Consider the following 21,394-nt stretch of genomic DNA (forward strand, 5'->3'; position numbering starts at 1 on the left):
CTTCCCGCCGGTCACCGGCGCAGCGTCGTCTCGCGGGTCATGTGGGACAGCTTCTCCGGGTTGCGCACCGCGTAGAGGCCGCTGATCCGGCCGTCGTCGAGGCGTACCGCGACGACCGTGTCCAGCTCGCCGTCGAGGCGTACCAGCAGCGCCGGGTAGCCGTTGACCTGCACCGGTTCCATCGACGCCACGGCCGCGACCCGGCGCCAGCCGCCCGCGAGCAGGCGGGCCACCTTGTCGCCGCCGGTGACCGGGCGGGCGATGGCCTGCTTGATCCCGCCACCGTCGCCGACCAGCACCGCGTCCGCGGCCAGGACGCGGAGCAGCCCGTCCAGGTCGCCGGTCTCGACCGCCCGCCGGAACGCGTCGAGCGCGTCGCGGGCCTCGGCCGCCGGGACGGTACGCCGGGGGCGGCGCGCCGCGACGTGAGCCCGCGCCCGGTGCGCGATCTGCCGCACGGCGACCGGGGTCCGCTCGACCGTCTCGGCGATCTCGTCGTAGCCGACGTCGAACACCTCCCGCAGCACGAACACGGCACGCTCGGTCGGTGTGAGCGTCTCCAGCACCAGCAGCATCGCCATCGACACGCTCTCCGCAAGCGTCACGTCGTCGGCGACGTCGGGCGCGGTGAGCAGCGGTTCGGGCAGCCATGAGCCGACGTACGACTCCTTGCGCCGGCCCAGCGTGCGCAGCCGGGACAGCGCCTGCCGGGTGGCGATCCGGACCAGGTAGGCGCGCCGGTCCCGGATCTCGTCGAGGTCGACGCCGGCCCAGCGCAGCCAGGTCTCCTGCACCACGTCCTCCGCGTCGGCGGCCGAGCCGAGCATCTCGTACGCGACGGTGAAGAGCAGGTTCCGGTGCGCGAGGAAGTCCTCGGTGGCCGGGTCCGCCATGACTGACTCCTTCGCCGCTCGGTTGCGTTCCCCACCAGACGCCGGCCGCCGTCGTTCTGTGACACCGGGTCGCTGTGGCGGTCCTCACCCGCCCTCGCCGTCACGCCGGACGCGTCCCCGGCATCTCGTGGTCGTCCCACATTCACCCCAGCAGAGAGGGCGCCACCATGCAGACCCGATTCAACCTGTTCGAGAACCAGGTCTCCGCGACGTTCATGAAGCGCTTCGCCGGCGCGGGCCTGGTGATCCACCAGTCGTCGCTGCCCCGCACCGTCCAGGAGTTGGTGTCGCTGCGGGCCAGCCAGATCAACGGCTGCGGCTGGTGCATCGACATGCACACCAAGGAGGCGGTGGCCGGCGGCGAGAGCGCGGTCCGGCTGAACCTGGTCGCCGCCTGGCGCGAGTCGACGGTGTTCACCGAGGCCGAGTGCGCGGCGCTGGCGTTCGCCGAGGAGGGCACCCGGCTCGCCGACGCCCATCAGGGCGTGTCCGACGAGACGTGGGAGCAGGTGCGCAAGCACTACGACGACGACCAGATCGCCGCGCTGGTGTGCCTGCTCGGGCTGATCAACGCGGCGAACCGGTTCGCGGTGCTCGTGCACCAGCGCGGCGGCTCGTACGAGCCGGGCATGTTCGCGGCGGCGATGAGCTGAGAGCCGAAGCGGTGGCCCGGCCCGGTACCTCCGGGCCGGGCCACCCGCGGAAAACGGAACGACACCCGTGATCCCCGTCGCCATACTGCTGACCATGAAGATTGCGGAGGCCCTTGCGCTGCGGGCGGATGCGGCGCGACGCGTCGAACGGCTGCGTTCCCGCATCACCGCGAGCGCCCGCTACCAGGAGGGCGAGACGCCCGCCGAGGACGCCTCGGCGCTGCTCGCCGAGGCGGGTGAGGTGCTGGGTGAGCTGGAGACGCTGATCCGACGGATCAACCGGACCAACGCCGTCACGACGGTGGACGGCGGCACCCTCACCGACGCGCTGGCGCGTCGCGACGTACTGCGTCTGCGGCACGGCGTGGTCACCGCCGCGGCGGACGCCGCCGCCGGCGAAGGCCAGCGCGGCTACCGTCAGCTACGGTCGGAGCTGACGATGATCCCGGCGCTGCCGGTGGCGGAGTTGCGCCGGCAGGCCGACGACCTGGCCCGGCAGATCCGCGAGGTGGACACCACTATCCAGCGGACGAACTGGGAGGTCGACCTGCTGGACTGACGAGTCGCGGAGCAGGTAGCCGACGTGGAGGCGTGCACGCCCCCGAGAGCCGGCGGGCAATCCGGCTCACTCCTGGCGCGCCGAGGGCAGGCGCAGGGGTTCGACTCCCCGGCACACAACGCATGCCCAGCACAGGACACAGGTGACGGCGCACAGGGCACGGCACACCACCAGGTGCAGATCCACGACGGTGAGGGTGGGACAGGGGACTTCCGCGACTCGTCCCAGGCGTCATCGCAGGTTCCAGAAGAACGACCGGACGTCGTCGACGAACAGCTCCGGCACCTCCAGCGCGGCGAAGTGACCGCCGCTGTCGAACTCGCTCCACTGCCGGATCGTGTACGTCAGTTCGGCGATCGGCCGGACGGACCGGGTGATGTCGTGCGCGAACACGGCGACTCCGAGCGAGGGCGGGCAGGGTGCGGGCGGGCCAGCGAACGCGCTCTCCCGCACCAGCCGCGCGGACGAGGCGGCAGTGCCGGTGAACCAGTAGACCGAGACGTCGGTGAGGATGCGGTCCACGCTGACTGCGGATCGCGGGTCGCTCCACTCGGTGAACTTCTCCGCGATCCACGCGAGCTGCCCGACGGGTGAGTCGTTGAGCGCGTACGACACGGTCTGCGGCCGGCTGGCGTAGAGCACCTGGTGGGGGTGCCGCTGCGTCTTGAGCCGCATGATCCGGGCCAGCCGGTCCCGGTCCTCGCCGGACAGTCCGGCCTCCCCGGTCCAGCCCGGTGGTGGGGGCGTGGGCAGGTAGTTGAGGTGGACGCCGACGACGTGCTCCGAGTCGATGCCGCCGAGCCGGGTGGAGATGACCGAGCCCCAGTCGCCGCCCTGTGCGCCGTACCGCCGGTAGCCGAGCCGGCGCATCAGCTCGGCCCAGGCGCGGGCGACGCGGTCGACGTCCCAGCCGCGCTCCCGGGTCGGCCCGGAGAAACCGAACCCGGGGATCGACGGTACGACCAGGTGGAACTGTGCGGACAACGGGCCGAGCACGTCGAGGAACTCCACGACCGAGCCGGGCCAGCCGTGCGTGAGGATCAGCGGCAGCGCGTCCGGGTCGGCGGAGCGTAGGTGCAGGAAATGGATGGTCTGCCCGTCGATGGTGGTGGTGAACTGCGGGTACCGGTTCAGCTCGGCCTCGGCCGCTCGCCAGTCGTACGCGGTGCGCCAGTGCTCGGCCAGCTCGCGTACCCGGGTCAGCGGGATGCCGTAGTCCCACCCGGCGTCCGGTAGCTCGTCGGGCCAGCGGGCACGGGCCAGGCGGTCGGCCAGGTCGTCGAGATCAGCCTGCGGGACGTGGATACGGAACGGCTCGATCACTGTCGTGCTCCGATCGTTGGTGGCACTAACGTTGGTGCCACAAACGGTAGCGCAGATCGTTGGGGACGCCAACGTTTCCGGTTAGGCTGTGCACGTGGAGACCCCGGACCCGGACCTCGTACCGACCCGCCTGGCCGGCCTGCCGAGCTGGCTGATCACCCAGGCCGCCGTACGCGCCGGGCGGCTGGTGAGCGACGGGCTCGCGGCGGTCGACGCCCGGGGCTACCACTTCCGGCTGCTCGCCACGCTCGACGAGTTCGGGCCGGCCAGCCAGGCGGCCCTCGGCCGACGCAGCGGCATCCATGTCAGCGACGTGGTGGCGGCACTCAACGAACTCGCCGAGCGGGAGTTCGTCACCCGCAGCCCGGACCCGGCCGACCGGCGGCGCAACGTCGTCACCATCACCACGGCCGGGCGGCGGCAGTTACGGCGACTGGAGAAGCGACTCGCCGCCGTGCAGGACGAGCTGCTCACGCCACTGTCGCCGGACGAGCGTGCGGAGCTGACCCGGCTGCTCGCGCGGGTGCTGGCCCACCACACCCGCCCGCCCGCCTGACGGCTGCCCTCCGGCACCGTCCTCATTCACCGCCTACCATTATCGTTCTCGATAGTGATAACGTGTGGGGCGTGACGATGTCGATGGAGCGGTGGGCGGAGACCGCGCTGCACCCGGTGCGGATCCGCATCCTGCGCGCGGTCGCCGGTGCCCGGGCGACCACGCACGACCTGGTCGAGCTGCTGCCCGACGTCCCGCAGGCCACCCTCTACCGGCACCTGGCGACGCTCGTGAAGACCGGGATGCTCGACGTGGTGCAGGAGCGCAAGGTCCGCGGGGCCGTCGAGCGGGTGTACGCGCTGCCCGCACACGGCGCGGCGCTGGACCCCGCAGCCCTGGCGACGGCGACGCCGGAGGACCACGCGCGCTACTTCACCGCGTTCGTGTCGAGCCTGCTGTCCGAGTTCTCCCGCTACCTCGCCCGGGAGTCCGTCGACTTCGTCGCCGACGGCGTCGGATACCAGCAGCTCGTCCTGCACCTGACCGACGCCGAGCTGCACGAGTTCGCGGCCGGGCTCAACGCGCTTGTCGGCCCGTTGCTCGCCAGAGGTCCCGGCGACGGACGGATCCCCCGGCTGCTGGCGACCGTCCTGATGCCCGCCGAGCGCCCGGCGACCCCCGGCGACACGCACACGTCAGCGCACGACTCCGACACGACGAAGGGCGACGACTGATGGCCTCGGTAACGCTTGACCGCGACGTGATCGACATCCGGTTCACCGGATGGGAACGAATGTGGGTCGGGCGGGAGCGGTTCACGCTGCGCCTGTCCGCCGTGCGGCACGCCGCCCCGGTGGACGAGCCGATCCGGCTGGCCCATGGCGCCCGGCGCGGGTACACGGTGTCCGGCTTCACCAAGGTCGGCGTCTGGGGCATCTTCGGTGGTCCCCGGCAGCTCGTGGCGGCCCGGCGCGGTCAGCCCGGTCTGCACCTGGTGCTGGACCGCGCGGCGGCCGGCGGCGAGTTCGACGAGGTCGTCGTCTCCGACCCGGCCGCGTCGCACCTGGTCGAGACGATCGAGCGTGCGACGAGGAGCCGGCCATGACCGGCGACCGGCTGGCGATCGAGGCGTCGGGCCTGACCAAGCGCTACGGCGACGTCACCGCCGTCCGCGACCTGACCTTCACCGTACGACCCGGTGCGGTCACCGGCTTCCTCGGCCCGAACGGCGCCGGCAAGACCACCACGATGCGCATGCTGACCGGACTGGTGACTCCCACCAGCGGCGCCGCCACGATCGGCGGGCAGCCGTACGGCCGGCTGGCCCAGCCGTCGCGGACCGTCGGCGCGGTGTTCGACGGCAACGCGTTCCACCCCGGCCACACCGCCCGTGACCACCTGGGTGTCTACGCCGCGATGGCCGGCTGCCCGGACCGTCGCGTCGCGGAACTGCTGGACCTGCTGGGCCTCGCGCAGGCCGCCGACCGTCGTACCCGGGAATTCTCCACCGGCATGCGCCAACGGCTCAGCCTCGCCACGGCGCTGCTCGGCGACCCCCGCGTCCTGCTGCTCGACGAACCCTCGAACGGCCTGGACCCGGAAGGCATGTCGTGGCTCCGCGGACTGCTGCGCCGCCTCGCCGACGAGGGCCGCACCGTGCTCGTCTCCAGCCACGTCCTGCACGAGGTCCAGCAGGTGGTGGACGACGTGGTGGTCATCCGGCGCGGTGAACTCGTCGCCGCCGGGCCGTGGTCCCGGCTCGCCGGCCCGCCGACGGTGCTCGTCACCTCGCCGGACGCCACCGACCTGGCCGCCGCCCTGACGGCGGGCGCCGGGTCCGTCGAACCGGCCGGGCCCGGCCGACTGCGGGTACGCGGACTGGACGCGCCGCGCGTCGCCGACCTGGCCGCGGACCACCGGCTGCGGATCCACGAGCTGGTCACCGAGACCACAAGCCTCGAACAGCTCTTCCTCGACCTGACCACCGACCCGGCGGAGGCCCGATGAACCTGATCAGAGCGGAACTACGCCGGGTCCTGGCCACCCGCATGTGTACCGGGCTGCTGCTCGCCGCCCTCGCGCTCGGCGGCGGCCTGGTCGGGCTCATGGCGCTCGTCGGACCGGAGAACTTCGACCCGCCGATGCCCGGCCTGCACACCGAGGAGGGCCTGCGATCCATCCTCGGCCTCCTCGGTTTCACCGCCTTCGTGCCGGCCGCCGCCGGGGCCCTCGCTGCGACGTCCGAGTACCGGCACGGCACCGCCGCCGTCACGTTCATGTTCGCGCCGCGCCGAGGGCGGGTGCTCGCCGCGAAACTCGCCACCCACGCGATCGTCGGCCTCGGCTACGGGATCGCCCTGGCCGGCTCCGCCGCGGTGGCCCTGTTCACCGTCGCCGCCGCGCGTGGCGTGTCGCTGGGCCTGCCCGCTCCCACAGTGCTGGCGCTGCTCGCCCGCATCGGCGTCGCGATGGCGGTGTACCTGCTCGTCGGCACCGGCGTGGGCGCACTGCTCCGTAACCAGGTCGTGGCCGTGGGCGTCGTGGTCGGCTACCTGTACCTGGCCGAGCCCGTGCTGATGATGATCCCCGGCGTCAACGCGCTCTACCCGCTCCTGCCCGCCGGCGCCACCGCCGCACTCACCGACTTCACGTACGTCGCCGACGCGATGTCCGCGCAGCTCGGCAGCGACGCCGTCGCGCTCCTTCCACCGGCGGCCGGCGCCCTGTTGTTGACCGGGTACGCGCTCGCCGCCGCCGCGATCGCCGTGGTCGTCCCGATGCGCCGCGACATCACCTGAGCGTCGCCGCTTCGTCGCCGTCCGGCGTATCAGGGCTGGCGCCGGCCGAAGACGATTCGTACTCTGGTCCTCCGACGTCCGGGGTCGACGGTGGGGGAGGGCCGACGCTGCATGGACCCGGTCCTCGCCGGTCTGCCGACCGACCGCGTCGTCGCCCTGCCCGGCGCGGACGCCGACGCGGTCGCCATGACGCTCGCCCGCGACCACGCGGAGCTGGCCGCCGTCGTGCACCGCCCGGCCTCGGCGTACGCCATGCCCGCGGACTTCGTGCACGCCGCGCTGGACCGGCTCGAACAGGTCGCCGTCGAGCTGCTGCCGGCCTGGCTGCCCGAGGTCGCGCACGATGTCCGCCCGGACACCTCCGGACTCGCCGCCGTGCGAGCCGCGGCCGCCGCACGCTCGCGCCGTGACCGCTACCCCGGTTCGTTCCTGTCCGATCTGGCCGTCTTCGCGGTGACCGGCCGACGGTCCGGCGCCACGACGCTCCCGCTGCGCGCCCAGGCCGCCGCGTTGGCGCGTCTCGTCGCCGGCGCATTCGGCAGACGGAAAGTGGTGCTGCTCGCCGAGCCGGCCCACGGTGACGGCGCGGTGATGGCGGCCGGGGCCGCGTGGCTCGTGCAGCACGGTGGCCCGGCGGTCTGGCTGGCCGGAGCCGGTGCGGTCGGGCTGGACGGACTTCCGGCTTTCCGCGTCGCACCGCCGGCAGCGCCCGTCGGCCAGGCGCCGGTGGCGGGCCGGCCGCACCCGGGCAGCGACGCCGAGAAGAGGCTGGAGGCGGCGCTCGCGGCCCAGAGTTGGGCGGCCGGACGGAGATGGAACCAGAGCTACCAGTCGCACCGCCTGGCCGCGCCGGTGCGGCTGGATCTACTGTGGCCGGACGAGCGGTGCGTGGTGGAGATCGACGGTCCGGAGCACTGCCGCCCGGTCCGCTTCGAGGCCGACCGGCAACGCGACGTCCAACTGCAACTGGACGGCTACGCCGTCCTGCGCTTCACGAACGCCCGAGTAATCCACGACGTCGGCACCGTGATCCAGCAGATCGGCACCTATCTGCGGGCACGTCGCCGAGACCTGGCGGAAGGACGGCATCATGGCCGGCGATGACCTGACCGCATCCGAGAGCGCGATCCTCGTCGTGCTCATGGCCGAGGCGCGGGAGGTGCTGAACACCGAACTCCGCGACCGTTACGGGCTTGACGTACGCAAGCCGCAGCGCGACAAGCTCACCCGCCTGCACTACGTCGCCAGCCGCAAGAGCGGCTCGACGTACGCCCTGCAACTGGACGACAAGGGCTGGGTACGGATGCAGAGCGACCTCGACTTCACGCTGCGGGGAGCGAGCGCGCTCGGCGCCGCGCTCACCGCGGTGCAGGCGCACCTGCGCGATCGTGTCCTGGCCCGCAGCGGCTGTGCGACGCTCGCCGAACTCTTCGCGCTCACCGACGTGCGCGGCCCGGCCCCGGCACCGGCTCCCGAAGCGTCCGGGTCGCTGGAGGCACGTGTCGTCGCCGCGTACCGCGCGCTCGCCGACGAGCCCGGCGCCTGGGTGAGCCTTCGGCGCCTGCGACCGTTCTTCGCCGATCTGCCCCGCGACGACCTGGACGAGGCGCTGCGGCAGCTCAGCCGGTCCGAGGGCGTCACCATCGCGCCGGAGTCGAACCAGAAGACGCTCACCGAGGCGGACACCGCTGCCGCGCTCCGCCTCGGCGGGCAGGAGAACCACCTGCTGGCGATCGGCGTGTGATGAACGAGGCGGAACGGAACGCGTTGGCCGCCCTGCGGTTCGACTGGGCGCCGGTGCCCGACGACGTGTGGCGGCCGTTGCCCTTCCACGTCGAGGGACTGCACGTCCCGGTCCTCCGGGATGTGCTCGCCGGAGTGGACGAGGCCGCGGCGAACCCGCACGGCAGCCCGCTCGGCCTGGTCGTCCAGGGTCAGCGCGGCTCCGGCAAGACCCACCTGCTGGGTGTGATCCGCCAGCAGGTGCAGGAGCGTGAGGGCTACTTCTTCCTGGTCGGTCTGCTCGACGCCGGTAGCTTCTGGGACGGCGTGCTCGCCGCGATGCTCGACGGCTTGTCCCGGCCGGTGCCCGGCAGGCGCGAGACGCAGCTCAAACTGCTGCTGCGGCGCCTGTCCGCCCTGGTCGGGGCACCCCGAACGGCGCGCCGGGCCGTCATGGGCGACACCGAGCTGACCCGAGCGGCGCTCGACGCATTCCTGGAAGGGCTGGGCGCCTTCGACAGGCATGCCGCCCGCACCTGCCAGGAGACGGCACGCGCGCTGGCGCTCAGCGCCTCCGAGGACATCTCCCACCGCGACATCGCGGAGAACTACTTCCTCTCGGGCGAGGAGGTGGCCGCCGGGGAACGCGCGGCCTGGGGCATGCGCCGCGTTCCGCGCCCTGCCCAGCAGATCGTGCAGGACCTGTCCTGGCTTCTCGCCCTCACCGGCCCGTCGGTGGTGGCGATCGACCAGATCGACACGCTCATCGCCCAGTTGGCGATCCAGAGCGATCCCGCCCTGGGCGGTGCCGCCGCGATGAGCCCGGAGCAGGCGCTGATGCTGGCCCGGATGGCGGACGGCCTGATGGCGTTACGGCAGACGACCCGGCGCACGCTCACCGTCCTGGCCTGCATTCCGAACTCGTGGACCATCATCAAGTCCACCGCCGCCGACACCGTCGCGGACCGGTTCCGGGAGACGCCGCCGCTGCGTCGCATCGACGACGCCGACGTGGCCCGGGCGATCATCGAGAAGCGGTTCACCCTCCGCTACCAGGAGGCGGGGTTCGTCCCGCCGTACCCGTCGTGGCCGGTGTCCCCGCGCGCCTTCGCCGAGGCCGGTGCGTTCACCCCGCGTCAGCTGCTCATCGAGATCGACAAGCACATCCGCGAATGCCTCGCCGACGACGAGGTCCGGGAGATGACGAGCCTCGGCGAGCCGCCCATCGCGGAACCCCGGGCTCCCCGGCCCGCCCCGGTGACCGCCACCGGCGAGGAGATGGACCGCTACGACGCCCGGTTCGCCGAGCTGCGGGAGGCCGCCGACGTCACCGGCCCGCTGCGCCGCGCATCCGAGGACGCGGCCATGCCGCCACTGCTCGCCGCCGGGCTCACCGCTTGGATCCTGGAGCGGGGCGACGCGGGCGAGGCGTTCAGTGTCGACCCGCCCCCGAGCACCGACCCGCCGCTGCACGCCCGGCTGCGGCTCACGCTCGACGAGCGCACCGAGGACCAGGTGCACTGGTGTTTCCGGGCGATCGGCGACGACCACCACGGCAACGCCGCGCTGGCCCGGCTCCGCAAGGCGTCAGTGGCCGCCGCCCTCGACACAGGCTCCGGCAGGCGCAAGCTGTTCCTGCTGCGCAACCGCGCCTGGTCGACCAGCGCGGCCACCAGCAAGGCAGTGGGGGCGTTCACCGCGGCGGGCGGCCAGACGCTCGGCGTCGACGAGGAGGACCTGCGGGTCCTCTCCGCGCTGCGGGTCATGCTCGCCGAGGCCACCATGGACCTTCAGGGCTGGCTGGCCGAGCGCCGGCCGACCCGGGAGCTGAAGTTCCTCCAGCACGCCCTGGCCGACGTGGAGCGGTGGGGCCCCGACGCCGGGCCGATGCCGGAACCCGCCGAGCCGCCGCCAGCCGCTGCCGTCACCGGCCCGGCCGATCCCTCCTTCGTCGTCGGGCACGGGTACGACGACGGGACGCCCGTGCCGCTGGCGTTGGAGGCGTTGCGCAAGCACACCACGATCTTCGCCGGGTCCGGCTCCGGTAAGACCGTCCTCATCCGCCGCATCGTCGAGGAGTGCGCGCTGGCGGGCATCTCCGCCATCGTGCTCGACCCGAACAACGACCTCGCACGGCTCGGCGAGGGATGGCCCGAGCCGCCGGCGCAGTGGCGACCGGGTGACGCGGACCGGGCCCGCGACTACCTCACCCACACCGACGTCGTCGTCTGGACGCCCCGCCGCAACTCGGGTCGCCCGCTGAGCTTCCAGCCGCTGCCCGACTTCACCGGCGTACGCGACGACCCGGACGAGTTCGGCGAGGCCGTCGAGGCCGCCGTCGCGTCCCTCGCGCCGCGCGCCATGCTCACCGGCCGGGCCACCCGGGCTCATCTGGGGCTGGCCGTGCTGCGCAAGGCGGTCGAGCACTACGGGCGGCGCGGCGGCTCCCGCCTGCAGGGCCTCATCGACACGCTCGCCGACCTGCCGGACGGAATCATCGACCTGGACGACGCCGACAAGATCGGCCTCAGCCTGGCGCAGACCCTGACCGCAGCCATGGTGAACGACCCGCTGTTCGGCGGCGAGGGCACACCGATGGACCCCGGCGTGCTCCTCACCCCCGCTCCCGGCAAACGGGCCCGCGTCTCGGTGGTCAGCCTGGTGGGTCTGCCGTCCGACGACGTACGGCAGAGTTTCGTCAACCAGCTCCAGATGGCCCTGTTCGCCTGGATCAAGAAGAACCCGGCCGGAGACCGGCCGCTGCTCGGGCTGCTCATCATGGACGAGGCGCAGACGTTCGCCCCGTCCGGCGCGATGACCGCGTGTACCCAGAGCACACTGGCGCTGGCCGCTCAGGCCCGCAAGTACGGCCTCGGTCTGATCTTCGCCACCCAGGCGCCGAAGGGCCTGCACAACCGCATCCCGGGCAATGCGGCGACCCAGCTCTACGGCCTGATGAACAGCCCGATCCAGATCGAGGCGGCCCGGGAGATGGCCCGGGCCAAGGGCGGCGACGTGCCGGACATCTCCCGCCTCACCGTGGGCGAGTTCTACCTCGCCGCCGAGGGCGCCGCACCCCGCAAGATCCGCACCCCGCTGTCGCTCACCCACCATCCGCGCAGCCCGCTCACCGTCGAGGAGGTGCTGGACCGGGCGCGCGGCGGTCAGGGACGCAGCACGTAGCGTCCGCGTACCCCGCCCTCGGCCACCGCCCGGTGCGCGTCCGCCACCCGGTCCAGCGGCAGGACCGCGTGCACCCGCGCCGGCAGCTCACCGGCTGCGGTGCGGGCGAGCAGGTCGGCCAGGCGTAGCCCGTCGGGGCGCACGTCGACAGCGCGCACGGTGACTCCGCGTTCGGTGGCCGGCAGGGCGTTGGGCCGGACGCCGACGAACACGCCGCCGTCGCCTACCAGCGCGAGCCCTTGGTCCTGCCAGCCCGCGGCGTCGGCGACAGCGTCCCAGCCCGGCTCGGCGGCCGTGGTGAAGTCGGCGCCGAGCCCGCGGACGAACTCCTCGTCCGCGGCCCGGGCCAGGCCGGTCACCCGCCATCCCCGGGCCCGGGCGAGCGGCACGACGTAGCCGCCCACCGCGCCGGCCGCGCCGGTGACCAGCAGCCGGCCGCCGGCGGGCGGGTCGCCGAGCAGGTCGACGATCTGCGCCGCGGTCTGGCCGTTGAGCGGCACCGTCGCCGCCGCCACCAGGTCCAGATCATCGGGTACGACCGCCAGGGCGGCCACTGGTACGACGAGCTGCTCGGCGTACGTGCCGAAGTCGCGGTCGAACCCGCCGACCAGTCCGGCGACCCGCGTGCCCACGGTGAGGTCGACGCCGGGGCCAGCCGCCGCGACGACACCGGCGAAGTCCCAGCCCAGGCCGGTGTGGTGCGGCTGGTGGATGAGCCCCAGCGAGTGGAAGAAGCCGCCGACGACCCCGAGGTCGGCCGGGTTGACCGGTGCCGCCGCGACGTCCACCCGGACCTCGCCGGGCCCCGGCTCGCGCTCCGGAACGTCGATGATCTCGATCGTGTCCGGTCCGCCCGGGTTGCGGACGACGGCGGCGCGGAAGGTGCGCGTACCCATGATGGTGTCTCCTTGTTCGTGAGGGATGCCCTGCTCCACGATGGAGGGGTAACTTTCCTTCGGGAAGTACGCACTTCGGAGTGCGTTGGGTACCCCCGGGTGGGAGGCGCGGACGATGCCGACGCAGACGGCGGCGGAGAAGCGGGCGCAGGCGCGTGAGGAGTACGACGCGTTCCTCGCCGGCTGCCCGAGCCGGCAACTCCTGGACCGGATCTCCGACAAGTGGGTGGCGCTGATCCTGGCCGCGCTCGGCCGCGACGGCCCGGACCGCAACGCGGAGCCGCGGGCCATGCGCTACTCCGAGTTGTCCCGCCGGCTGGCCGGGGTCAGCCAGAAGATGCTCACCCAGACGTTGCGCTCACTGGAACGCGACGGCCTGGTCACCCGCACCGTGACGCCGAGCGTGCCGGTCACCGTCACCTACGAGCTGACCGACCTCGGTCAGTCGCTGCACCAGCTGATGTACGGCATGAAGCTGTGGGCCGAGGCGCACATGGACGAGGTGCACGCCAACCGCGAGCGGTACGACACAGCCGCCCAGAGCTGACCCGGCCACGCCGGGATTCTCCGAAACTTTCGGTACTCCTCTCGGTTCTCGTTGCGCTTCGCTCTCACGGCCGTCCATGGACTCCCGCGCTGATCAGCCGGTGGAGTCCATGTTCGCGTTGACATCGACATTGACCGATCGTGCCGTCGCGGATATCTTCCCAGGGAAGTTACCGGTACATCTTCGAAAAGTTTCAGGGCAGTGACGCGGGGGTGGGCGCACCGCCGGCTCCCACCCGCGTCGAGCCGGGCATCGCCAGCGCATCATCGTCCGATATGCAGAGGAGTGTCATGAAACATCTACCGAGGCGCAGCCACCGCGTGGTGCTGGCCGCCGTCAGCAGCGCGCTGGCTCTCGCCGGCGCCGCGCTCGTGGTGCCCAGCCTCGCCCAGGCGGCGGCGAGCACGCTCGGTGCCGCCGCGGCACAGTCGGGCCGCTACTTCGGCACCGCCATCGCGGCGAACCGGCTGGGCGACTCGACGTACAGCACCATCGCGGCACGTGAATTCAACATGATCACGGCCGAGAACGAGATGAAGCCGGAAGCGCTGCAGCCCCAGCGGGGCCAGTTCAACTTCTCCTCCGGTGACCAGATCTACAACTGGGCCACCCAGCGCGGCCTCCAGGTCCGCGGCCACACCCTGGCCTGGCACGCGCAGCAGCCGGGCTGGATGCAGAGCCTGAGCGGCAGCAACCTGCGGCAGGCGATGATCGATCACATCAACGGTGTGATGGCCCACTACCGGGGCAAGCTGGCCGCGTGGGACGTGGTCAACGAGGCGTTCAACGAGGACGGCAGCCGCCGCAGCTCCAACCTCCAGGGGACCGGCAACGACTGGATCGAGGTCGCGTTCCGGACCGCCCGGGCGGCCGACCCATCGGTGAAGCTCTGCTACAACGACTACAACATCGAGAACTGGTCGTACGGCAAGACACAGGGTGTCTACAACATGATCCGGGACTTCAAGTCCCGCGGCGTCCCGATCGACTGCGTCGGCCTGCAGACCCACTTCACCGGCGGCAGCTCACTGCCCGGCAACTTCCAGACCACGCTGCAGAACTTCGCCGCGCTCGGGGTGGACGTGGCGCTGACCGAGGTCGACGTCACGAACTCCTCGACCAGCCAGTACGCGGGCCTGACCCAGGCGTGCATCAACGTGCCGCGCTGTATCGGCATCACGGTGTGGGGCGTGCGCGACAGCGACTCGTGGCGCTCGAACGAGAACCCGCTGCTGTTCGACGGCGGCGGCAACAAGAAGGCCGCGTACAACTCGGTCCTCAACGTCCTCAACTCCGCGTCGCCCAACCCGACGCCGACCGCGACCGCGACCGCGTCGCCGACCGCCGGGCCGACCGGCGGGCCGACCACACCGCCGCCGACCACCGGCGCGAGCCGGATCGTCGGCAACCAGTCCGGCCGGTGCATCGACGTACCGAACTCCTCGCAGAGCAACGGCACCCGGGTGCAGCTCTACGACTGCCACGGCCAGACCAACCAGCGGTGGACCTACACCTCCAGCCGGCAACTGACCGTGTACGGCTCGATGTGCCTGGACGCCGCCGGTTCCGGTAACGGCTCGGCCGTCCAGATCTACAGCTGCAACGGGCAGACGAACCAGCAGTGGAACGTCAACTCCAACGGCACCATCACCGGAGTCCAGTCCGGCCGCTGCCTCGACGTCTGGGGCACCGGCAACGGCCAGCAGGTGCAGATCTACGACTGCAACGGCCAGGCCAACCAGCGGTTCCAGCTCGTCGCCACGAGCTGACCTCCTCGTACGGAAGGCGCGCGACGGACGGGCCCGGTCTGAACACGATCGCCGGGCCCGCCCGTCGCGTCTCTGAGCATTAGGCTGATCGGAGTGTGTGAGGCGGCCGGGCGCGGGGGGAGCGGAGACGGCAATGATCATCGTGGTCTTCGACGCCGACCGGGAGTGGTACATCCAGGGCCGCGTCTACGCGAACATCATCGAGTCGGTGCCGGCCGGGATGCTCCAGGACGACGACCTGGAGCTGCACATGTGGCCCGCCCGGGCGATGGGCCTGCTGAGGCTGCCGGGCATGGAACCGGACCGAGCCGAGCGAATCGCGGCAGCGCTCGTTGAGGGCGTGACCCGCCGCCTGCGGACCATCGACCAGAGCGACACCGAGATGGTCACGTTCTACGAAGGCCTGCGAGAGATCGCCGCCCGGCACGCCTGATTCGTGCCCGCCAGGTCAAGGGACAAGCAACTCCGAGCGGTACTCGGCGGCCAGCGTGGCGGCCCGGTTCCGGCGCTCGGCCTGCTCCTCGTCGGTGAGAGCCGGCGGCGGCGACGTGGGACCGTCCACCCGATCGCCCACGCGCAGGAAATACTCGTCCTGCCCGGCCGGCGTGCACATGCAGAGCAGCCGCGCGGGCTGGTCGAACGAGTTGCGGAAGAAGTGCGGCGCGTTCGCCGGAATGTTGATCGTGTCCCCGGCCCGCGCGACGGTCTGCTCGCCCCGGAACGTGAACTCCACCGCCCCGTCGAGCACCGTGAACATCTCCTCGAAGTCGTGCCGGTGCGGAGGCGGCCCGCCGCCGGGCGGAACCCGCATGTCGATCAGGCAGTACCGGCCGGCCGTCTGCTCGCCGGTGACCAGGATCGTGTAGGTGCCGCCCGCGATGGCGAGGTGCGTGAGTGCGGGGTCGTCGGGACGGGTGTGGACGAGGGTACGGGTCGGATCGTCGGACGGGATCGCACCGCTGGCCATCAGCTCTCTCCTCGATCGTCGGTCTGCGGATCGATCCCCCTCATAGCCATCCGGCAAGCCGCTAAACCTGGCGCCGCCCTCGGACCGATTACCGCTCCCCGCCAGCTTCGTATCGGTACTCGCACTGCTTCTGCATCGCCTTGATCCTTCGCAGCCGGCCGATCAACTCGGCAGTGATCTGGTTCGGGTCGTCACTGACCTCGATCCGGACGCCTACCGCGCGTCGCAGTTCAGTGAGCAACAGTTCCTTCAGGCTCTCGGACATCCCGGCTCCCGTCAGCGACCGTGGTACGCCAGCGCAGCCCACAGGGCCGGCTGGGTCAGGTCGGTCGTCATGACGGTGTGCAGGTGTGCACCGGTCAGAAACGGTGGCAGTACCCGATCGGTGTCGAGCATCCAGCGTTGCGTGGCGTTCACCGCCGCAGCGGGGCGCAGCCGTCGGTCGACCAGGTACAGGTGGACCATGAACAGGGCGAGGGCCGCGAACGGCGCCGGCACCTCCCACCGCCAGCCGACGACCCCGGTGAAACCGGCGTCCAGCAGCTTCGGTGCGGTGCCCTCCGTGAGCACGGCCAGCCCGCCTCCGCCGTGGAGGTCCGCCATGTCCAGCGTCCGGCCCTCGGCCAGTTCGATGGTGTCGCCTCTTGTTCCGCAAGCCAGGTGCACGAGCGATGCGCCGGGCATCCGCTTGAGCAGGTCGTCCGGTGTCCCGACCGCGTCGATCGGCTCCAGCGATCTGCCCAGGCAGGCCGACCGCGGATAGAACAGCCGCCGTACGACCATGACGTCGGCCATCGACGGGTCGCGGTCGCCGCGTGGATTGACGACGAAGAGCGGTTCGGCATCCACCGGTGTCACCGGTCGTGCGGCGAGCCGTACCACCTGGGCTCCGGACGTCACGGACGACAGCACGACGTCCTGTGCCAACCGGCGATCTCCACCGATGCGCACTGCGCTCAGCGCCAGCCGGTCGAGACCGCCGGTCGCGGCGATCAGCAGGTTGCCGCTGGTCCACCTTCCCAGGACCGCCGGCAGACCAGGGTCATCGGAGTTCAGCGGATCGGCCACGGGAACGTTGGCGAGCAGGTCGAGCCGGTCGGTCCCGGCGTGGAGGCAGAGCACTCCGGCGGTCCGTCCCGCGTCGTCGGTTGGATGCAGGTACACCAAGGCGGCGACGTCGAGTTCTCGGAGCGCAGCGGCGACCATCGCCGGGGTCGGTGGTTCTGCGGCGTCCACCGCGCGCGGTGCTGCTCCGATGATGACTGACAACACGTCACGGGTGAGGTGGTCGCCCGGTCGTTCGGGAGAGGCCCCGGCGACCTCCAGTGCCACGAATGCATCTTCGGTCTGTCCGTCGGCGAGCATCCAGCCTGCGAACCGGGCTGCTCGGTGCCGGTCCGGGTCCGGGCCGCTGAGCGCGTTCACTCCTGCCTCGCGACTGAGCGCGGTGTCTCCGGCAGCGCCCCGACGCCGATACGCCTCGGCGAGCCGCCACCAGGTGCGCGTACGCAGACCGCTGTCGTCGAGAGCGCGGGCGGCACGTGACAGCAGGGGAATCGCGGCCCCCGGATCTTGCAGCTTCAGCCGGACCGCGCCGAGGATCGCGGCCACCCGCGGCGGCTGTCGCCCTGGGAGCGCGTCGACCGAGGCGCTGAGGGCGTCGCGATCGTCGCGGAGCAGTGCGTCGAGTAGTCCGGCCAGTTCGCCGAGGGCGGGGTCGGCGGCGATGGGCTCGCCGGCCCGAACCGCAGCGGCGAGCCGCGCATGCGTGACCGCGACGGACAGGGCCGGTGGCCGGGGATGCGTCGGCACGGCGGCGGCGAAGGCTTCCAGATCGACGGGCATGTCGTCGCGGAGCGCAACCACCGTCCGGCACAACTCGGCGAGCGCGGTCACCGCGGACGGCGGGGAGGGGATCCGCTCCGCGTACGAGGCGAAGGTACCGGCGACGCTCGTGATCGGTCCGGACAGCGGTCGGGTGTCGTCGAGAACCTCGCCTATCGCCTCGACAAGCACGATCGCGGCGGGGTGCCCAGGTGGAACACGATCCGATGCGACGGCGAGATGGTCGGCGGCGGTGGACAGCGTGGCATCGGGCGCCTCGTCGCCGTCGTCACCCCAGCCGCTGCCGTCGCGTCGGTGGCGTAGGCACAGCCCGACGGCAAGCAGCAGCAGGTCGAGGCCGTGCTCCACTGGTGTGCCGTCCTCCTCGGCGGTGACCGCGTTGGCCGCCGCTCCCACGAGGGCGTCCAGGCCTGCGGCCGGCACCGTGAGGTCGGTGGTGAGTAGTACGCGGACCTGCTCCCAGACGGCGAGCCCGGGGTCCGGAACCAGTGCCCTGAGTTGTTCCCGGGCGGCCCGGCGGGCCGAAGCTGTGGGGGACTGGCCGGTCGGCGCGGCGGGGGCGGCGCGGCGCGGCGGGATCGTCGGCTGCTCCGCTGCGGGGCCCAGCATGTCGAGGACCGGGTAGTCCATCGGGTCTGCGTGCAGCAGCGACAGGTACGGACCCATGCCGCGTTGCAGGCGGCTCAACTCCGCCGCCAAGTCACTGAGCTTGCTGAGGTCGAAGCGGGCCAGATCACCGTCGAGTAGCGGCTGGATCATCTCCGTGATGTCAAGCATGGTGCGGGCGGCGGTGGCGATGTCGGGGTTGATCGGTTCCCGGGCCAGCACCCCGCGAAACAGCCGGGCGGCCTCGCTGATGTCCGCGCTGCCGGCTGCCGGAGGACCGCCGAGGAACCCACTGCGAGCGCCCGGACCCAGCGCCTCGACCGCCCGGCTGAGGAACAGTTGACCCAAGATCAGGGGTACGGTCGTGGCCTGCACCGGCGGCAGAGTGGTGAACCTCGTCGCTTCGGCGAGCACGGACATGGCGACTTGCCGGTCCTGGGAAGCGCCACCGTGAGCGGTGTAGCGGGTGGCCAGGAGCCAGCCGTACAGGGCAGCGATCTGGCCGCGTGCCGGGTCGTCGCCCGCGCATGCCAAGCGGTAGGCCTCGCGCCACGCATCGAGCGCGGCGGACAGTTTGCCGAGTGAGGTGGGCTGGCCCGGCCCCATCCGCCAGTACTCTTGGCTCAGCTTCTGGCCGAGCCGCACCAGGGTCGGCAGCCGCGCCGGCCCTCGATCATCCTGAAGCTTCGTCACGTCGTCGTCCATGGCGTCGTCGCCCTCCCGTTCATTACCGTCCCCAGTGGACGAATCCAGCCCAAGCGACCACACGTGCGGGGTCGGCATCCTCAAGCATTCGGCGCAGCGGGATCGGCATCTTCCGCGGCGGCTGCCGATCGTCGTCGAGCATCCACAGCTGCGCCCGGTGTAGTGCGTCCCACGGCGCGCGTCGCTCGGTCGTCAGAAAATGGTGAAACATGTACATGAGCAGGGAAGTCTCCTGGTCGGGGACGCTCCACTGCGTCGACAGCACCGAGCGCGCGCCCGCCGCCATGAACATCGTCCCGAGGCTGTACGCCTCGTCGTATCCGTGGACCGACCGGCCGGAGTTGCAGGCCGCGAGCACCACGAGGGCGATCGGGCGGCGTCCGGCCTCGGTCATGACGCCCATCAACTCGTCCGCGGCAAGGTCGCCCTCCGCCAGCAGCAGGCGCGACGACGCGGATGTCTGGGCCGTCTCGATGACGCCGTGCGACGCGAGGTGCAGAAAGGTGCCGGCCCGGGAACCGTCGGCGCGCAACCAGGTGCGCACGTCATCGGCGGTGCCCGCGCCGGAGCGACTGACCCTTCCGTCCGGGCGCCGGCCGACATAGGTCGCGCCCGGATAGAAGACCTGGTGGATCGCGTACGCCTCGAGCCGTGCGGACCGTAGGTCCGACGCCCGGCCCGCGGTGTCCGGGTCGGCCACGATCATGCCAGCGGGACTCACCGGGACCGGCTCGGCCGCCGCGGTGTCGCACAGCATCCGCGCTGAGACAGCCTGCGTCAGCGCGACATGCTGCACCGCGTAGCTGCCGTCCGGGGCGCGCGCCGCCTGCCAGGGCACGCGGGCGAGGTCCCCCATGGGGATCAGGACGAGGCGTGCCAGGCGCTCCCCGCCGAGGTACGGCTTGAGCAACGGCCCCATCGCGGCCTTCCACGCCCATCCGCACACCTCATCGAGGCTTTCGGCGAGTGCTGGTTCGTCGATCGGATCCACCTCGCGGAGGAGGCGCCCGGCTCGACTCACCACGGCGCTGAGATAACGCTCGACATCGGTGCCGGCGGCGATCGACAGGTGTGGCAGGGCGACGAAACGCGGAGGGCCCTCGATCGGGGCGACCACCGCCCAGCCCGGTGTTCGTGACTCCGCCGGAACCAGGTACACGAGAGCATCCGCGCCGAGCCGGCGCAGCGCCTCCTGGATCTCGTCGAGGTCAGGCGCGTCGAGGAGGCCCGTGTCCCGGGCCAGCACCGCGAGAACCTCCTCGCGCAGCCGCAGCGGCGGATCGCCCACCTCCCGCCACCGGTCGGCCAGATCGCGGTGCCCCGCCTCGACCAGCCGGGTGTACGGGTCACGTAGCTCGGTGGCCGCGAACAACATCAGGCCGCGACCTGCGTCCAGCGCCCGTAGCGCGTCCGCCGGATGGTGGTCGATCAGGAACCGACCGGCGGCCGCCACTGCCTCCTTGGCCGCCTCGGCGGCGACGGCCCGAGCGGACATCGGATCGGGTTGCAGCAGAATCCGCCACGTGTAGCCGCGTAGCCCTTCGAATGTGTGGAGCCGGGAAGGCCGGGCTTCGTCACGTCGCCGCCGAAGCCCGGCGAGCATCTCGTTGACGAACGACCAGTTCGGGTGTTCCGGACCACCGGCCGCCTCGTGGGCGCGCTCCAGCACCGTGATGGCCTCGTCGACGTCGGCGAGTGAGCCGGTCACTTCCGAGCGGTGGGTTAGCCCCAGCGCGAGCGAGGCCAGGTGGAACACGTGGTGTGGGTGGGTGTCGGGACTCAGGGCCACGGCCTCGCGCAGGGCGTCGAGACCGGTGTTGACGGTGTCCAGGTCGGTCTCGGCGCCCTGCCGCATCGTCATGCCGCCAAAGGCCACCAGTTGGGTCAGGCGGTCCGTCGCGGACTCGCCCGCCCGTACCCGGGGGATCGCCGGCACCTCACCGTTGCTTATGGCGCCCAGTGCCTGCGCCATCGGTCCGGCCTCAGCCATCGCCTCACGAAGCGGATGCCCCGGCGAAAGATCGGCGGACCGCTCGGCCACATCAGCGAACAGGGCAAGTGCCGTGCCATCGTCGCCGGCTTGATTGGCCTGGTAGGCGGCAACGAGGTTCGGCAGGATCGCCCGCATCGCGTCGAACTCGGGGTTGCCCGCAATCAGGTCGCTGAGGTTCGACAGTGCCGTCGCGATCCTGCTTCCACCGCCCTGGGGATAGCCGGCGACCATCTCGAGCGTGGCCCCCGCGAGCTCGGCCAGTCGCCGAACCAGCGGATCACCGGCGAACTCCGCAGCGAGGCGGTCCATCTCGGCAATCTTCGCGCGAACGTCGACAAGGCTTCCGTCGTGGGCCGCGCTGAGCACCTCCTGGATCCGGGCGGCGGCCTGTGCTCGCCTGAGGTGCTCGGGCTCTCCCGCACGGCTGGTCATCACTGCT

At 71.8% G+C, this 21,394-nt stretch carries 20 protein-coding genes; 13 read left to right on the forward strand and 7 right to left on the reverse strand.

Going from position 1 to position 21,394, the window contains the following annotated elements:
- Nucleotides 1-11: 11 nt before the first annotated feature.
- Nucleotides 12-893, reverse strand: a complete 882-nt coding sequence (locus CLT75_RS25455; RefSeq protein WP_135242791.1) for an RNA polymerase sigma-70 factor — start codon at nucleotides 891-893, stop codon at nucleotides 12-14.
- 167 nt (nucleotides 894-1,060) lie between these two features.
- On the opposite strand from CLT75_RS25455, the gene CLT75_RS25460 reads away from it, so the two are divergent.
- Entirely contained in the window at nucleotides 1,061-1,546 is a 486-nt protein-coding gene (locus CLT75_RS25460; RefSeq protein WP_135242792.1) for a carboxymuconolactone decarboxylase family protein, read from the forward strand.
- A gap of 94 nt (nucleotides 1,547-1,640) precedes the next feature.
- Nucleotides 1,641-2,105 carry a DIP1984 family protein gene (locus tag CLT75_RS25465; RefSeq protein ID WP_121686279.1) on the forward strand — a complete coding sequence of 155 codons (465 nt, stop codon included), beginning with the start codon at nucleotides 1,641-1,643 and terminating at the stop codon, nucleotides 2,103-2,105.
- A 231-nt stretch (nucleotides 2,106-2,336) separates the two neighbouring features.
- On the opposite strand, the gene CLT75_RS25470 is transcribed toward CLT75_RS25465, so the two are convergent.
- Nucleotides 2,337-3,428 carry an epoxide hydrolase family protein gene (locus CLT75_RS25470; RefSeq protein ID WP_135242793.1) on the reverse strand — a complete coding sequence of 364 codons (1,092 nt, stop codon included), beginning with the start codon at nucleotides 3,426-3,428 and terminating at the stop codon, nucleotides 2,337-2,339.
- A gap of 94 nt (nucleotides 3,429-3,522) precedes the next feature.
- Here CLT75_RS25470 and CLT75_RS25475 point away from each other — a divergent pair, with 94 nt between their 5' ends.
- The 8 genes from CLT75_RS25475 (at nucleotide 3,523) to CLT75_RS25510 (ending at nucleotide 11,627) form a co-directional block, all read left to right on the forward strand.
- On the forward strand, nucleotides 3,523-3,984 hold the full coding sequence (locus CLT75_RS25475; RefSeq protein WP_135242794.1) for a MarR family transcriptional regulator: 462 nt from the start codon (nucleotides 3,523-3,525) through the stop codon (nucleotides 3,982-3,984).
- A gap of 77 nt (nucleotides 3,985-4,061) precedes the next feature.
- Nucleotides 4,062-4,658, forward strand: a complete 597-nt coding sequence (locus tag CLT75_RS25480) for a helix-turn-helix domain-containing protein (RefSeq protein ID WP_135244126.1) — start codon at nucleotides 4,062-4,064, stop codon at nucleotides 4,656-4,658.
- Nucleotides 4,658-5,029, forward strand: coding sequence for a hypothetical protein (locus CLT75_RS25485; protein ID WP_135242795.1), 372 nt, complete (start codon nucleotides 4,658-4,660; stop codon nucleotides 5,027-5,029). Before CLT75_RS25480 ends, CLT75_RS25485 begins: the two co-directional genes overlap by 1 nt.
- Nucleotides 5,026-5,931: an ATP-binding cassette domain-containing protein gene (locus tag CLT75_RS25490; protein WP_135242796.1), complete on the forward strand. Its 906-nt coding sequence runs from the start codon at nucleotides 5,026-5,028 to the stop codon at nucleotides 5,929-5,931. Before CLT75_RS25485 ends, CLT75_RS25490 begins: the two co-directional genes overlap by 4 nt.
- Entirely contained in the window at nucleotides 5,928-6,722 is a 795-nt protein-coding gene (locus CLT75_RS25495; RefSeq protein ID WP_135242797.1) for an ABC transporter permease, read from the forward strand. Before CLT75_RS25490 ends, CLT75_RS25495 begins: the two co-directional genes overlap by 4 nt.
- A 111-nt stretch (nucleotides 6,723-6,833) precedes the next feature.
- On the forward strand, nucleotides 6,834-7,826 hold the full coding sequence (locus CLT75_RS25500) for a DUF559 domain-containing protein (protein WP_135242798.1): 993 nt from the start codon (nucleotides 6,834-6,836) through the stop codon (nucleotides 7,824-7,826).
- Entirely contained in the window at nucleotides 7,813-8,466 is a 654-nt protein-coding gene (locus tag CLT75_RS25505) for a hypothetical protein (protein WP_135242799.1), read from the forward strand. Before CLT75_RS25500 ends, CLT75_RS25505 begins: the two co-directional genes overlap by 14 nt.
- Nucleotides 8,466-11,627: a helicase HerA domain-containing protein gene (locus CLT75_RS25510; RefSeq protein ID WP_135242800.1), complete on the forward strand. Its 3,162-nt coding sequence runs from the start codon at nucleotides 8,466-8,468 to the stop codon at nucleotides 11,625-11,627. The genes CLT75_RS25505 and CLT75_RS25510 overlap by 1 nt, the downstream gene beginning before the upstream one ends.
- Here CLT75_RS25510 and CLT75_RS25515 read toward each other — a convergent pair.
- Complete coding sequence (locus CLT75_RS25515) at nucleotides 11,609-12,523, reverse strand: NADP-dependent oxidoreductase (protein WP_135242801.1); 915 nt, start codon at nucleotides 12,521-12,523, stop codon at nucleotides 11,609-11,611. The genes CLT75_RS25510 and CLT75_RS25515 overlap by 19 nt on opposite strands.
- A 115-nt stretch (nucleotides 12,524-12,638) precedes the next feature.
- Here CLT75_RS25515 and CLT75_RS25520 point away from each other — a divergent pair, with 115 nt between their 5' ends.
- The 3 genes from CLT75_RS25520 (at nucleotide 12,639) to CLT75_RS25530 (ending at nucleotide 15,272) form a co-directional block, all read left to right on the forward strand.
- Nucleotides 12,639-13,070, forward strand: coding sequence for a winged helix-turn-helix transcriptional regulator (locus CLT75_RS25520; RefSeq protein WP_135242802.1), 432 nt, complete (start codon nucleotides 12,639-12,641; stop codon nucleotides 13,068-13,070).
- A 290-nt stretch (nucleotides 13,071-13,360) separates the two neighbouring features.
- Nucleotides 13,361-14,839 carry an endo-1,4-beta-xylanase gene (locus tag CLT75_RS25525; protein WP_135242803.1) on the forward strand — a complete coding sequence of 493 codons (1,479 nt, stop codon included), beginning with the start codon at nucleotides 13,361-13,363 and terminating at the stop codon, nucleotides 14,837-14,839.
- A gap of 133 nt (nucleotides 14,840-14,972) precedes the next feature.
- The gene (locus tag CLT75_RS25530) at nucleotides 14,973-15,272 is read left to right on the forward strand and encodes a hypothetical protein (RefSeq protein ID WP_167796960.1); all 300 of its coding nucleotides are present in this window, start codon (nucleotides 14,973-14,975) and stop codon (nucleotides 15,270-15,272) included.
- A gap of 15 nt (nucleotides 15,273-15,287) precedes the next feature.
- Here the strand turns inward: CLT75_RS25530 and CLT75_RS25535 are convergent, their stop codons facing one another.
- The 4 genes from CLT75_RS25535 to CLT75_RS25545 form a co-directional block, all read right to left on the reverse strand.
- Nucleotides 15,288-15,806 carry a cupin domain-containing protein gene (locus CLT75_RS25535; protein WP_135242804.1) on the reverse strand — a complete coding sequence of 173 codons (519 nt, stop codon included), beginning with the start codon at nucleotides 15,804-15,806 and terminating at the stop codon, nucleotides 15,288-15,290.
- 88 nt (nucleotides 15,807-15,894) lie between these two features.
- Nucleotides 15,895-16,071 carry a hypothetical protein gene (locus tag CLT75_RS32780; protein WP_167796961.1) on the reverse strand — a complete coding sequence of 59 codons (177 nt, stop codon included), beginning with the start codon at nucleotides 16,069-16,071 and terminating at the stop codon, nucleotides 15,895-15,897.
- Between the two features lie 11 nt (nucleotides 16,072-16,082).
- Nucleotides 16,083-18,962, reverse strand: a complete 2,880-nt coding sequence (locus CLT75_RS25540; RefSeq protein WP_135242805.1) for a CHAT domain-containing protein — start codon at nucleotides 18,960-18,962, stop codon at nucleotides 16,083-16,085.
- Between the two features lie 22 nt (nucleotides 18,963-18,984).
- Nucleotides 18,985-21,387 (reverse strand): CHAT domain-containing protein, encoded by a 2,403-nt coding sequence (locus CLT75_RS25545; protein ID WP_135242806.1) that lies wholly within the window; start codon nucleotides 21,385-21,387, stop codon nucleotides 18,985-18,987.
- Nucleotides 21,388-21,394: the final 7 nt, after the last annotated feature.

This window comes from Micromonospora sp. CNZ285, from assembly GCF_004637285.1.

Excerpts from the sequence above, each read along its gene's own strand:
- CLT75_RS25460 (WP_135242792.1), top strand. The coding sequence starts at position 1,061 with ATGCAGACCCGATTCAACCTGTTCGAGAACCAGGTCTCCGCGACGTTC.
- CLT75_RS25455 (WP_135242791.1), bottom strand. The coding sequence starts at position 893 with ATGGCGGACCCGGCCACCGAGGACTTCCTCGCGCACCGGAACCTGCTC.
- CLT75_RS32780 (WP_167796961.1), bottom strand. The coding sequence starts at position 16,071 with ATGTCCGAGAGCCTGAAGGAACTGTTGCTCACTGAACTGCGACGCGCG.
- CLT75_RS25480 (WP_135244126.1), top strand. The coding sequence starts at position 4,062 with ATGTCGATGGAGCGGTGGGCGGAGACCGCGCTGCACCCGGTGCGGATC.
- CLT75_RS25465 (WP_121686279.1), top strand. The coding sequence starts at position 1,641 with ATGAAGATTGCGGAGGCCCTTGCGCTGCGGGCGGATGCGGCGCGACGC.
- CLT75_RS25495 (WP_135242797.1), top strand. The coding sequence starts at position 5,928 with ATGAACCTGATCAGAGCGGAACTACGCCGGGTCCTGGCCACCCGCATG.
- CLT75_RS25510 (WP_135242800.1), top strand. The coding sequence starts at position 8,466 with ATGAACGAGGCGGAACGGAACGCGTTGGCCGCCCTGCGGTTCGACTGG.
- CLT75_RS25545 (WP_135242806.1), bottom strand. The coding sequence starts at position 21,387 with ATGACCAGCCGTGCGGGAGAGCCCGAGCACCTCAGGCGAGCACAGGCC.
- CLT75_RS25540 (WP_135242805.1), bottom strand. The coding sequence starts at position 18,962 with ATGGACGACGACGTGACGAAGCTTCAGGATGATCGAGGGCCGGCGCGG.
- CLT75_RS25525 (WP_135242803.1), top strand. The coding sequence starts at position 13,361 with ATGAAACATCTACCGAGGCGCAGCCACCGCGTGGTGCTGGCCGCCGTC.
- CLT75_RS25485 (WP_135242795.1), top strand. The coding sequence starts at position 4,658 with ATGGCCTCGGTAACGCTTGACCGCGACGTGATCGACATCCGGTTCACC.
- CLT75_RS25505 (WP_135242799.1), top strand. The coding sequence starts at position 7,813 with ATGGCCGGCGATGACCTGACCGCATCCGAGAGCGCGATCCTCGTCGTG.
- CLT75_RS25530 (WP_167796960.1), top strand. The coding sequence starts at position 14,973 with ATGATCATCGTGGTCTTCGACGCCGACCGGGAGTGGTACATCCAGGGC.
- CLT75_RS25515 (WP_135242801.1), bottom strand. The coding sequence starts at position 12,523 with ATGGGTACGCGCACCTTCCGCGCCGCCGTCGTCCGCAACCCGGGCGGA.
- CLT75_RS25490 (WP_135242796.1), top strand. The coding sequence starts at position 5,026 with ATGACCGGCGACCGGCTGGCGATCGAGGCGTCGGGCCTGACCAAGCGC.
- CLT75_RS25520 (WP_135242802.1), top strand. The coding sequence starts at position 12,639 with ATGCCGACGCAGACGGCGGCGGAGAAGCGGGCGCAGGCGCGTGAGGAG.
- CLT75_RS25535 (WP_135242804.1), bottom strand. The coding sequence starts at position 15,806 with ATGGCCAGCGGTGCGATCCCGTCCGACGATCCGACCCGTACCCTCGTC.
- CLT75_RS25500 (WP_135242798.1), top strand. The coding sequence starts at position 6,834 with ATGGACCCGGTCCTCGCCGGTCTGCCGACCGACCGCGTCGTCGCCCTG.